The sequence below is a fragment of the Salmonella sp. SSDFZ69 genome (assembly GCF_004010755.1).
Taxonomy (GTDB): Bacteria; Pseudomonadota; Gammaproteobacteria; order Enterobacterales; family Enterobacteriaceae; genus Salmonella; species Salmonella enterica.
Window position 1 is genome coordinate 1,495,964 of record NZ_CP034831.1, and the last position, 12,427, is coordinate 1,508,390.

Here is a 12,427-nt window from a genome sequence, read left to right on the forward strand (position 1 = left end):
CAGGAGTTCAAAATGGAAATGACCAACGCGCAACGTCTGATTTTGTCTAACCAGTACAAAATGATGACGATGCTCGATCCCACCAACGCCGAGCGTTACCGTCGCTTACAAACAATTATTGAACGCGGCTACGGCCTGCAGATGCGCGAGCTGGATCGCGAGTTTGGCGAGCTGACGGAAGAGACCTGTCGTACCATCATCGATATTATGGAGATGTACCATGCGCTGCACGTCTCCTGGACCAACCTCAAAGATACGCAAACCATCGACGAACGTCGCGTCACCTTCCTGGGGTTTGACGCCGCGACGGAAGCGCGTTACCTCGGCTATGTCCGTTTTATGGTGAATATAGAAGGACGCTACACTCACTTTGACGCCGGGACGCACGGCTTTAATGCCCAGACGCCGATGTGGGAAAAATACCAGCGGATGTTGAATGTCTGGCATGCCTGCCCGCGTCAGTACCACCTGAGCGCGAATGAAATCAATCAAATCATTAATGCCTGAGGAGGCTCGCGTGCAGTGTAAAGGTTTTCTGTTTGATCTGGATGGAACGTTGGTTGACTCATTACCTGCCGTCGAACGCGCGTGGTGTAGCTGGGCCGATCGTTTTAACCTTGCTCATGATGAGGTGCTGGGCTTTATTCATGGCAAACAGGCGATCACCTCGTTGCGGCATTTTATGGCGGGTAAATCGGAGGCGGAAATTGCCGCTGAGTTTACGCGCCTGGAGCAAATAGAAGCCACTGAAACCGCAGGGATCACCGCGTTGCCGGGGGCAGTCGATTTACTCAATCACCTGAATAAAGCGGGCATTCCGTGGGCTATCGTCACCTCCGGTTCAATGCCGGTCGCGCGTGCGCGCCATCAGGTCGCGGGCCTTCCAGCGCCAGAGGTGTTTGTCACCGCCGAACGAGTCAAACGCGGCAAACCGGAGCCGGATGCGTATTTGCTGGGCGCACAACTGCTTGGCCTGGCCCCTCAGGAGTGCGTCGTAGTAGAAGATGCCCCGGCTGGCGTGCTGTCCGGGCTGGCTGCGGGCTGCCACGTCATTGCGGTCAATGCGCCGGCCGACACGCCGCGTCTGGCGGATGTTGATTTTGCGTTGGATAGCCTGACGCAATTATCGGTCGCTAAACAACCAAACGGCGATGTGGTGGTGTTAAGAAAGACCTGATCATGATATCGCCCCGCTTTGGCGGGGCATATTTATGGCAGAATCGCGTTATCTTCTCATCTGACAAGGATATGTTGTGAACGGTGAATTGATTTGGGTTCTCTCTTTACTGGCGATTGCCGTCGTGTTGTTTGCGACGGGCAAAGTACGTATGGATGCGGTGGCTTTATTCGTCATTGTTGCTTTTGTCCTTAGCGGTACCTTGACCCTTCCGGAAGCCTTCTCCGGCTTTAGCGATCCGAATGTCATTCTTATCGCCGCCTTATTTATTATTGGCGACGGCCTCGTGCGCACCGGCGTTGCGACGGTGGTCGGTACCTGGCTGGTTAAAATGGCGGGCAGCAGTGAAATCAAAATGCTGGTTTTACTGATGATCACCGTCGCCGGACTTGGCGCTTTCATGAGTTCAACCGGCGTGGTGGCGATCTTTATCCCCGTTGTTCTTAGCGTTTCTATGCATATGCAAACCTCGCCTTCGCGCCTGATGATGCCGCTGAGTTTTGCCGGGCTTATCAGCGGAATGATGACGCTGGTGGCGACGCCGCCGAACCTGGTGGTTAACAGTGAACTGCTGCGTGAAGGCCTGCACGGGTTCAACTTTTTTAGCGTGACGCCGCTGGGGATAGTGGTGTTGGCGCTCGGCATTGTTTATATGCTGGTGATGCGCTTCATGCTAAAAGGCGATGCGCCCGGACAACAGGCCGGTAAGCGGCGCACTTTCCGCGATCTTATCCGCGAGTACCGTCTGACGGGGCGCGCTCGCCGTCTGGCGATTCGCCCCGGTTCGCCAATGGTGGGACAGCGGCTGGACGACCTTAAATTGCGCGAACGTTACGGCGCCAATGTCATCGGCGTTGAACGCTGGCGGCGCTTTCGGCGGGTTATCGTCAATGTGAACGGCGTATCGGAGTTTCGCGCTCGCGACGTTCTGCTGATTGATATGTCGGCGGCGGAGGTTGACCTCAGAGAGTTCTGCGCCGAGCAACTGCTGGAACCGATGGTATTGCGTGGAGAATATTTTTCCGATCAGGCGTTGGATGTCGGGATGGCGGAAATTTCGCTTATTCCGGAGTCTGAACTGATTGGCAAGTCGGTGCGTGAAATCGCTTTCCGTACACGTTACGGGCTGAATGTGGTCGGCCTGAAACGCGACGGCGTCGCGCTGGAAGGGTCGCTGGCCGATGAGCCGTTATTGATGGGCGATATCATTCTGGTCGTGGGGAACTGGAAGTTAATCAGCCTGCTGGGGCAAAAAGGCCGCGACTTTGTAGTGCTGAATATGCCGGTCGAGGTCAGCGAAGCCTCTCCTGCGCACAGCCAGGCGCCGCACGCCATTTTCTGCCTGGTACTGATGGTGGCGCTGATGTTGACCGATGAAATTCCCAACCCGATCGCGGCGATTATCGCCTGCCTGCTGATGGGAAAATTTCGCTGTATTGATGCTGAAAGCGCATATAAAGCGATCCACTGGCCGAGTATTATCTTGATTGTGGGTATGATGCCGTTTGCGCAGGCGTTGCAAAAAACCGGCGGCGTCTCTCTGGTCGTGCAAGGGTTAATGAATATCGGCGGCGGCTATGGGCCGTATATGATGCTGGGATGCCTGTTCGTGCTGTGTGCCGTCATAGGACTGTTCATTTCTAACACGGCAACGGCGGTGCTGATGGCGCCGATTGCGCTGGCGGCGGCGAAATCGATGGGGGTGTCGCCCTATCCGTTTGCGATGGCGGTGGCGATGGCGGCATCCGCCGCCTTTATGACGCCGGTTTCATCGCCGGTCAATACTCTGGTTCTGGGGCCGGGAAACTATAGCTTTAGCGATTTTGTGAAGCTTGGCGTGCCGTTCACGCTTATTGTGATGGCGGTTTGTATTGTGATGATTCCGATGTTGTTTCCGTTTTAACCCCAGACAGGAAAAGGCCTGATGGCGCTACGCTTATCAGGCCTACGGGAAGAACGGTAGGCCGGATAAGGCGTTAGCCGCCATCCGGCAACTAAAGCGGTGAATCCTGGCTTATCTCGTCAAGAGAGAGATGGAAACTTGGTACGAACACCGCCATAAAATAGTCCATCTCCTGGCTGCGACGTAATTCCAGCGTTTTTTCCAGCCGCGTTTTTGCCAGTCCAAACTCATTGTTTCCCGCCGATAGCTCTTCCAGGCATTTCAGGTAGGCGCAAAGCGCATCGGCCTGTTTTACGATTGCCTGTTCTTCTTCGCTCCAGGCATTCTCATCAATAAGCGGTGCGAAAATATCGCGTAATTCATCCGGCGCCATATCAACCAGCTTTTGCTGGGCGATTTTTTCGATCGCTTTATATTCCTGGGCTATCTGGGAATTAAAATATTTTACCGGCGTTGGCAGATCGCCGGTCAGTACTTCCGAGGCATCATGATACATCGCCAGAAGCGAGATGCGTTCAGCATTGAGCTGACCGCCAAATTTACGGTTTTTTATCGCCGCCAACGCATGGGCGACCATCGCCACCTGCAGACTATGTTCGGAGACGTTTTCCGTACGCACGTTACGCATCAGCGGCCAGCGGTTAATCAACTTCATGCGGGAGAGATGGGCGAAAAAATGGCTCTGCTTCATAGATTACCTTTTGTTTTCACTGCGGCAGACTTCATTGTGCGGGGAGGGAGATGAAGATGCAATTCAGGCTACCGAAGTAGCCTGAATTTAAGATTATTGATGGTAACCTGAGAGGAAACGCCCAAAACGGTTGATGGCCATCTCCAGGTCATCTTCACGCGGTAGCGTCACAATGCGGAAGTGATCCGGCCACGGCCAGTTAAAGGCGGTACCTTGCACCAGCAGCACCTTTTCCTGTAGCAGGAAGTCCAGCACCATCTTCTGGTCGTCGTGAATATTAAAACGTTTAGCGTCGATCCTGGGGAACATGTACAACGCGCCGCGCGGTTTTACGCAGGAAACGCCGGGGATATCGTTAATCAACTCCCAGGCGCGGTTACGCTGTTCATACAGTCGACCGCCCGGCAGAATAAATTCGCTAATGCTTTGATAGCCGCCGAGCGCGGTCTGAATAGCATGTTGCGCCGGGACGTTGGCGCACAGGCGCATTGAGGCTAACATCTCCAGCCCTTCAATATAGCCTTTCGCATGTTTTTTCGGCCCGTTCAGCACCATCCAGCCCTGGCGGAAGCCGGCGACGCGATAGGTTTTAGACAAACCATTAAAGGTGATGGTCAGCAGATCAGGCGCCAGTGCGGCGATAGAGTGATGCTCGGCATCGTCATAGAGAATCTTGTCATAAATTTCATCGGCGAAGATGATGAGATTATGCTCGCGCGCAATGTTGACAATTTCCATCAACAATTCTTTAGAATAGACGGCGCCAGTAGGGTTGTTTGGATTAATAATGACAATACCACGCGTACGTGGGGTGATTTTGGCGCGGATATCGTCAAGGTCCGGGAACCAGTCGGAAGATTCATCGCAAAGATAATGTACCGCCTTGCCGCTGGAGAGCGATACCGCCGCTGTCCATAACGGATAATCGGGCGCGGGAACCAGCATTTCATCGCCACTGTTAAGCAACGCCTGCATCGCCTGAACGATCAGCTCGGAAACGCCGTTACCGATATAGATATCTTCCACGGTTACATCGCGCATTCCACGGGCCTGATAATGCTGCATAATCGCTTTACGGGCAGAATAAAGCCCTTTCGAGTCGCAATATCCTTGCGCCGTCGGCAAATTACGAATGACATCGACCAGAATTTCGTCCGGCGCTTCGAATCCGAAGGGGGCGGGGTTGCCGATATTCAGTTTAAGAACTTTATTACCTTCTTCCTCAAGGCGTTTCGCTTCTTTCAGAACGGGGCCACGAATGTCATAACAGACATTTTCGAGTTTGCTGGATTTTTCAATGGGGGACATGAATCTTGACCTTTTAGCTGTTATTGCCACTCCCTGCCGTGGAAGTCAGCACGAAACAATGTACTCCCACGACGGTGAGTTTTGAAGAGTGAACAGAAGAAGATTTTGTTTATTTTTAACGCGCTTTCGTGCTGTTTAAAACTTCATAAAATCATTTGGTTAGATGTATTTTCTATTTTTGTTTGTATGTATAGTGTTTTATTCTATATGATTGCGCGTAATGTGGTTTTTTATGTTGTCAGAAATTATCTGTTTTATGAGAGATAAGCATTCATCATTAGTGTCGCGCTGGCTATTTCGGAAATACTGAGTATTAAAGGTAAAATGAGAAGGTTAGACCTTTCCGGCGGCGGGGGGTGTGAAACTATTGTTAAGTATAATTAATGAATGGTAGAAATCTTAATTAATTATTATTTAATATTTAAAAAGCATTTACTAAAGTCGTAATAATATCTTTCTGGTCCGATTAGTATAACATATCCAAGGTTAAGATTATTCGTAATAATACTTATAAATATAGCGGTTTTAGGTTAAGATAATGATCCGAAACGGGGGCGTAGTCTGCGTTGTCTGCTAATTATCATGACGCGATTTTATACATAACCTATTGTTCAATATATTGTTTTTGTATCTGTGCGTCTCGGTAAACTATTTGACGCTGTTACAAGATTTACACGTCCATCATTAGCAGAAATCTGTAGACGCCTAAAGGTATGACACATTCTCTTTGATATATCCCGATCAGTTGCATTTGGTATTATATCAGTAAGTAAGAGAAGTGTTTTGGTCGTATTTTCAATTACATTCTAACATTTACCTGGGTAACCAGGCGGTACTGCGAAGGATGCACATTACAAATGGAATTGCTTGTTTCTGAATGCACAGCATTAACCAGGTCAGCCCGATATGACCCGCCAGTAAGTGAAAAATTATGATAAATGCAAATCGTCCGATAATTAACCTCGATCTCGATCTGCTGAGAACGTTCGTGGCCGTTGCCGATCTGAACACCTTCGCCGCGGCGGCGGCGGCGGTATGTCGTACTCAGTCTGCGGTCAGTCAGCAAATGCAGCGTCTTGAGCAACTCGTGGGAAAGGAATTGTTCGCCCGCCATGGCCGTAACAAACTTTTGACCGAACACGGTATCCAGCTTCTGGGGTACGCCAGAAAAATCCTGCGTTTTAATGATGAGGCGTGTTCATCATTAATGTTCAGTAATCTTCAGGGAGTGTTAACAATCGGCGCTTCTGATGAATCAGCTGATACTATCCTGCCTTTTTTGCTTAGCCGAATCAGCTCGGTTTATCCGAAACTCGCGCTTGATGTACGGGTAAAACGCAACGCCTATATGGTGGACATGGTTAAATCGCAGGAAGTAGATTTGGTGGTGACGACTAACCAACCTCATTCGCTGGACTGTCTGAATTTGCGGACCTCGCCCACCCATTGGTATTGTGCGGCTGAGTATGTTTTGCAAAGGGGAGAGCCCGTACCATTAGTCCTGCTGGACGATCCCAGCCCATTCCGCGATATGGTGCTGGAGACGCTAAATGCAGCGGGTATTCCCTGGCGGCTGGCCTATGTGGCGTCTACATTACCGGCGGTACGCGCGGCCGTTAAAGCCGGTCTTGGCGTAACGGCTCGACCTGTCGAAATGATGAGTCCAGACCTTCGCGTGCTGGGCGCCGCAGACGGATTACCGCCTTTGCCGGATACGGAATATCTGTTGTGCCGCGATCCCAATAGCCAGAACGAGCTGGCGATGGTGATTTTCCATGCGATGGAAAGCTATCAAAACCCATGGCATTACAACCAGTTTTCTGCAGAGGGCGGAGATGATCCGCTGATGGTGGAAGGGGGTTTTGAGTAGCTCGCAGACAAAAGGCGCTAAGTCGTAAATGTAAAAAAAGAGCCGCTGGCGATGAAAAAACGCTCAGTGGCTCTTTTTTTGTGCCCATCTGTACGCGCTTAACCGCACAAATTGTAAAAGTTGCGGTAAATCAGCCAGTAGCAATTCGCAGTTCAATGTGGGCAAAAAATAACCAGAACATCCATTTTATGAATTTGCATGTTAAAAAACTAGAGAAATTGTTGCTGTTTTAGGGGGTGAATTAACAAAAGCGTGTCACAGATCAAGAAAATACTCCCATTTAGGGGGAGGCATCTTCACAAATTCCTGTCAAAATAGGTGTGTGTTATTTCTTTTGCTTCACAACGGACACGATTCAACAACATAAAATCCCCCCTGGCCGAAGAGTCATTTTCTCCAGGATGGCACTTAATGTTAATGGTGATGAATTGATGTAAATTAATGTGAAGGAACTTTTGTTAAAGTTGACAAAAGGTTATAGAAAGGAGTAAAAAACCACATCAATTAGCTGTTTTTATCATTTTCTACAGTAATTGTAGGGTTTTTTTTATTCCTCCCCATGAATCGATGTGGCGCCCATCTGCCGTAAAGAGCAGAGAAACTGGCGCTACTTTTGATGAGTAAGCAATGAGTATGTCAACATCCACTGAAGTCATCGCTCATCACTGGGCATTCGCTATCTTTCTTATCGTTGCCATTGGCCTGTGCTGCCTGATGCTGGTAGGCGGTTGGTTTTTGGGCGGTCGCGCACGCGCGAGGCACAAGAACGTTCCGTTTGAATCAGGTATCGACTCGGTCGGCACCGCCCGCTTACGCCTGTCTGCCAAGTTTTACCTGGTAGCCATGTTCTTCGTTATCTTCGACGTTGAAGCGCTGTATCTGTTCGCATGGTCAACTTCTATCCGCGAAAGCGGCTGGGTTGGCTTTGTGGAAGCTGCAATTTTTATTTTTGTGTTACTGGCTGGTCTGGTTTATCTGGCGCGTATTGGCGCGTTGGACTGGACGCCCGCGCGTTCACGCCGCGAGCGTATGAACCCGGAAACGAACAGTATCGCTAATCGTCAACGCTAACCGCGAGGCATTAAGATGGATTATACGCTCACCCGCATAGATCCTAACGGTGAGAATGACCGTTACCCCCTGCAAAAACAGGAGATCGTAACCGACCCCCTGGAGCAGGAAGTTAACAAAAACGTGTTCATGGGCAAACTGCATGACATGGTTAACTGGGGCCGTAAAAACTCAATTTGGCCCTACAACTTCGGCCTTTCTTGCTGCTATGTAGAGATGGTGACCTCTTTTACCGCAGTGCATGACGTTGCCCGTTTCGGCGCGGAAGTGCTGCGTGCGTCGCCACGTCAGGCTGACCTGATGGTGGTGGCCGGTACCTGCTTTACCAAAATGGCCCCGGTTATTCAGCGTCTGTATGACCAAATGCTGGAGCCAAAATGGGTCATTTCTATGGGCGCCTGCGCCAACTCCGGCGGCATGTACGATATTTATTCGGTAGTGCAGGGCGTTGATAAGTTCATCCCGGTGGATGTGTATATCCCTGGCTGTCCGCCGCGTCCGGAAGCGTATATGCAGGCGTTGATGCTGCTGCAAGAATCGATTGGCAAAGAGCGCCGTCCGCTCTCATGGGTGGTGGGCGATCAGGGCGTGTATCGCGCCAATATGCAGCCAGAACGCGAACGTAAACGCGGCGAGCGTATTGCCGTCACGAACCTGCGTACCCCGGACGAGATTTAATTTGCGCCTGTCGGCAGCAGCACTTCACTTCGCTAACCACTATTTTAATAGCGCGAAGCACTGCCGACCACCACGGACCATTTGCAATGGTGAACAATATGACCGACTTAACCGCGCAAGACGCTGCATGGAGTACCCGCGATCATCTTGATGATCCGGTTATCGGCGAACTGCGCAACCGTTTTGGGCCGGATGCCTTTACCGTTCAGGCGACCCGCACCGGTATCCCCGTTGTTTGGGTCAAGCGTGAACAACTACTGGAGGTTGGCGATTTCTTAAAGAAACTGCCGAAACCTTACGTCATGCTGTTTGACTTACACGGCATGGATGAACGCCTGCGTACGCACCGTGACGGGTTACCCGCCGCGGATTTTTCCGTTTTCTACCACCTGATTTCCATTGAGCGTAATCGCGATATCATGCTCAAGGTGGCGTTGTCTGAAAACGACCTGCGCGTGCCGACCTTCACTAAACTTTTCCCTAACGCCAACTGGTACGAGCGTGAGACCTGGGAGATGTTTGGTATTGATATCGAAGGCCACCCGCACCTGACGCGCATCATGATGCCGCAAACCTGGGAAGGCCATCCGCTGCGTAAAGATTATCCGGCGCGCGCGACCGAATTCGACCCGTTTGAGCTGACCAAAGCCAAGCAGGATCTGGAAATGGAAGCGCTGACCTTTAAGCCGGAAGACTGGGGGATGAAGCGCGGGACTGACAACGAGGACTTTATGTTCCTCAACCTCGGCCCGAACCACCCGTCTGCGCACGGTGCGTTTCGTATTATCCTGCAACTTGACGGTGAAGAAATCGTCGACTGCGTGCCGGATATCGGCTATCACCACCGCGGCGCCGAAAAAATGGGCGAGCGCCAGTCCTGGCATAGCTACATTCCCTATACCGACCGTATCGAATACCTCGGTGGTTGCGTCAATGAAATGCCGTACGTGCTGGCGGTAGAAAAGTTGGCAGGGATCACCGTCCCGGATCGTGTGAACGTCATCCGCGTGATGCTCTCCGAACTGTTCCGCATTAACAGTCATCTGCTGTACATCTCGACCTTTATTCAGGACGTCGGCGCGATGACGCCGGTCTTCTTTGCCTTTACCGACCGGCAGAAAATTTATGACCTGGTGGAAGCCATTACCGGTTTCCGTATGCACCCGGCCTGGTTCCGTATCGGCGGCGTCGCGCACGACTTGCCGCGCGGTTGGGATCGCCTGCTGCGAGAGTTCCTTGAGTGGATGCCGAAGCGTCTGGATTCTTACGAGAAAGCCGCGCTGCGTAACACCATTCTGAAAGGGCGTTCGCAGGGCGTTGCCGCTTACGGCGCGAAAGAGGCGCTGGAGTGGGGCACCACCGGCGCAGGGCTGCGCGCGACCGGGATCGACTTCGACGTACGTAAATGGCGTCCATACTCTGGCTACGAAAACTTTGACTTTGAAGTGCCGGTGGGCGGCGGCGTTTCCGACTGCTATACCCGCGTGATGCTGAAAGTGGAAGAGCTGCGCCAGAGTCTGCGCATTCTTCAGCAGTGCCTCGATAACATGCCGGAAGGCCCGTTCAAAGCGGATCACCCGCTGACCACGCCGCCGCCGAAAGAGCGCACGCTGCAACATATCGAAACCCTGATCACCCACTTCCTGCAGGTCTCCTGGGGCCCGGTGATGCCGGCGCAGGAGTCCTTCCAGATGGTGGAAGCGACGAAGGGGATTAACAGTTACTACCTGACCAGCGACGGCAGCACTATGAGCTACCGTACCCGCGTGCGCACACCGAGCTTTGCGCACCTGCAGCAGATTCCCTCGGCGATCCGCGGTAGCCTGGTCTCCGACCTGATTGTCTATCTGGGTAGTATCGATTTTGTTATGTCAGATGTGGACCGCTAATTATGCACGAGAATCAACAACCACAAACCGAGGCTTTTGAGCTGAGTGCGGCAGAGCGTGAAGCGATAGAGCACGAGAAGCACCACTACGAAGACCCGCGTGCGGCGTCCATTGAAGCGCTGAAAATCGTTCAGAAGCAGCGTGGCTGGGTGCCGGACGGCGCGATCTACGCTATTGCCGATGTGCTGGGTATTCCGGCGAGCGACGTCGAAGGCGTCGCCACATTCTACAGCCAGATTTTCCGTCAGCCGGTCGGTCGCCACGTGATTCGCTACTGCGACAGCGTGGTGTGCCATATCACCGGCTATCAGGGGATTCAGGCCGCGCTGGAAAAAAATCTCAACATCAAACCGGGGCAGACGACCTTTGATGGTCGCTTTACGCTGCTGCCGACCTGCTGCCTGGGGAATTGCGATAAAGGGCCGAACATGATGATTGATGAGGATACTCACAGCCATCTGACCCCGGAAGCCATTCCTGAACTACTGGAGCGGTATAAATGAAAAACGTTATCCGTACTCCCGAAACCCATCCGCTGACCTGGCGTCTGCGCGATGACAAACAGCCGGTCTGGCTGGATGAATATCGTAGCAAAAACGGCTACGAAGGCGCGCGTAAGGCGCTGACCGGCCTGTCTCCGGATGAAATCGTCAGCCAGGTAAAAGACGCCGGTCTGAAAGGGCGCGGCGGCGCGGGCTTTTCCACCGGTCTCAAGTGGAGCCTGATGCCGAAAGATGAATCCATGAACATCCGTTACCTGCTGTGTAACGCCGATGAAATGGAACCGGGCACCTATAAAGACCGTCTGCTGATGGAACAGCTGCCGCACCTGCTGGTGGAAGGCATGCTGATCTCCGCGTTTGCGCTGAAAGCGTATCGTGGTTACATCTTCCTGCGCGGCGAATATATCGAAGCGGCTGTACATTTGCGCCGTGCGATTGCTGAAGCCACCGAGGCGGGCCTGTTGGGGAAAAATATCCTTGGCACCGGTTTTGACTTCGAACTGTTCGTGCACACCGGGGCAGGGCGTTACATCTGTGGTGAAGAAACGGCGCTGATTAACTCCCTCGAAGGCCGCCGCGCGAACCCGCGCTCCAAGCCGCCCTTCCCGGCGACCTCCGGCGTATGGGGCAAGCCGACCTGTGTGAATAACGTCGAAACGTTGTGCAACGTCCCGGCAATCCTCGCCAACGGCGTGGAGTGGTACCAGAACATCTCGAAGAGCAAAGATGCGGGTACTAAGCTGATGGGCTTCTCGGGCCGCGTGAAGAATCCGGGTCTGTGGGAATTACCGTTCGGCACCACCGCGCGCGAGATCCTCGAAGACTACGCGGGCGGTATGCGCGATGGCCTGAAATTCAAAGCCTGGCAGCCGGGCGGGGCGGGAACCGACTTCCTGACCGAGGCGCATCTTGACCTGCCGATGGAGTTCGAAAGTATTGGTAAAGCAGGCAGCCGTTTGGGCACCGCGCTGGCGATGGCGGTAGACCACGAAATCGGCATGGTGTCGCTGGTGCGTAACCTGGAAGAGTTCTTTGCCCGCGAATCCTGCGGCTGGTGTACGCCATGCCGCGACGGGTTGCCGTGGAGCGTGAAAATTCTGCGCGCGCTGGAGCGTGGCGAAGGCCAGCCGGGGGATATCGAGACACTTGAGCAACTGTGTCGTTTCCTCGGACCGGGTAAAACCTTCTGCGCGCATGCGCCGGGCGCGGTTGAGCCACTGCAAAGCGCAATTAAGTATTTCCGCGAAGAATTCGAAGCTGGCATCAAGCAGCCGTTCAGCAATACCCATTTAATCAATGGTATTCAGCCGAACCTGCTCAAAGAGCGCTGGTGAGTT

The 12,427-nt window shown here is 52.6% G+C and carries 12 protein-coding genes; 10 read left to right on the forward strand and 2 right to left on the reverse strand.

The features are described 5' to 3' along the window. The first annotated feature begins 12 nt into the window (after positions 1–12). The 3 genes from EOS98_RS07350 to EOS98_RS07360 all read left to right on the forward strand — a co-directional run bounded on the left by EOS98_RS07350 (position 13) and on the right by EOS98_RS07360 (position 3,080). Positions 13–507: a YfbU family protein gene (locus EOS98_RS07350; RefSeq protein ID WP_000426137.1), complete on the forward strand. Its 495-nt coding sequence runs from the start codon at positions 13–15 to the stop codon at positions 505–507. Then, positions 500–1,177, forward strand: a complete 678-nt coding sequence (locus EOS98_RS07355; protein WP_001555201.1) for a sugar phosphatase — start codon at positions 500–502, stop codon at positions 1,175–1,177. The genes EOS98_RS07350 and EOS98_RS07355 overlap by 8 nt, the downstream gene beginning before the upstream one ends. Before the next feature lie 76 nt (positions 1,178–1,253). Next, positions 1,254–3,080, forward strand: a complete 1,827-nt coding sequence (locus EOS98_RS07360) for an SLC13 family permease (protein WP_001012857.1) — start codon at positions 1,254–1,256, stop codon at positions 3,078–3,080. 91 nt (positions 3,081–3,171) lie between these two features. Here EOS98_RS07360 and yfbR read toward each other — a convergent pair whose 3' ends face one another. Continuing rightward, positions 3,172–3,771 (reverse strand): 5'-deoxynucleotidase, encoded by a 600-nt coding sequence (yfbR, locus tag EOS98_RS07370; RefSeq protein ID WP_000813885.1) that lies wholly within the window; start codon positions 3,769–3,771, stop codon positions 3,172–3,174. Between the two features lie 93 nt (positions 3,772–3,864). After that, positions 3,865–5,079: an alanine transaminase AlaA gene (alaA, locus tag EOS98_RS07375; protein WP_000074540.1), complete on the reverse strand. Its 1,215-nt coding sequence runs from the start codon at positions 5,077–5,079 to the stop codon at positions 3,865–3,867. 931 nt (positions 5,080–6,010) lie between these two features. Between alaA and lrhA the strand changes: the two genes are divergently transcribed. From lrhA to nuoF, 7 genes are all read left to right on the forward strand, one after another. Further along, on the forward strand, positions 6,011–6,949 hold the full coding sequence (gene lrhA / locus EOS98_RS07385; protein ID WP_000606288.1) for a transcriptional regulator LrhA: 939 nt from the start codon (positions 6,011–6,013) through the stop codon (positions 6,947–6,949). 80 nt (positions 6,950–7,029) lie between these two features. Continuing rightward, on the forward strand, positions 7,030–7,182 hold the full coding sequence (locus EOS98_RS07390; protein ID WP_001522276.1) for an STM2329 family putative cytoplasmic protein: 153 nt from the start codon (positions 7,030–7,032) through the stop codon (positions 7,180–7,182). Between the two features lie 394 nt (positions 7,183–7,576). Then, positions 7,577–8,020 (forward strand): NADH-quinone oxidoreductase subunit NuoA, encoded by a 444-nt coding sequence (gene nuoA, locus EOS98_RS07395; RefSeq protein WP_000062993.1) that lies wholly within the window; start codon positions 7,577–7,579, stop codon positions 8,018–8,020. A 15-nt stretch (positions 8,021–8,035) separates the two neighbouring features. Beyond that, the gene (nuoB, locus tag EOS98_RS07400; RefSeq protein ID WP_000386728.1) at positions 8,036–8,698 is read left to right on the forward strand and encodes an NADH-quinone oxidoreductase subunit NuoB; all 663 of its coding nucleotides are present in this window, start codon (positions 8,036–8,038) and stop codon (positions 8,696–8,698) included. A gap of 86 nt (positions 8,699–8,784) precedes the next feature. Further along, complete coding sequence (nuoC, locus tag EOS98_RS07405) at positions 8,785–10,587, forward strand: NADH-quinone oxidoreductase subunit C/D (RefSeq protein WP_000247855.1); 1,803 nt, start codon at positions 8,785–8,787, stop codon at positions 10,585–10,587. Between the two features lie 2 nt (positions 10,588–10,589). Further along, positions 10,590–11,090, forward strand: a complete 501-nt coding sequence (gene nuoE / locus EOS98_RS07410; protein WP_000545038.1) for an NADH-quinone oxidoreductase subunit NuoE — start codon at positions 10,590–10,592, stop codon at positions 11,088–11,090. Then, on the forward strand, positions 11,087–12,424 hold the full coding sequence (gene nuoF, locus EOS98_RS07415) for an NADH-quinone oxidoreductase subunit NuoF (RefSeq protein WP_023218371.1): 1,338 nt from the start codon (positions 11,087–11,089) through the stop codon (positions 12,422–12,424). Before nuoE ends, nuoF begins: the two co-directional genes overlap by 4 nt. Positions 12,425–12,427 lie beyond the last annotated feature (3 nt).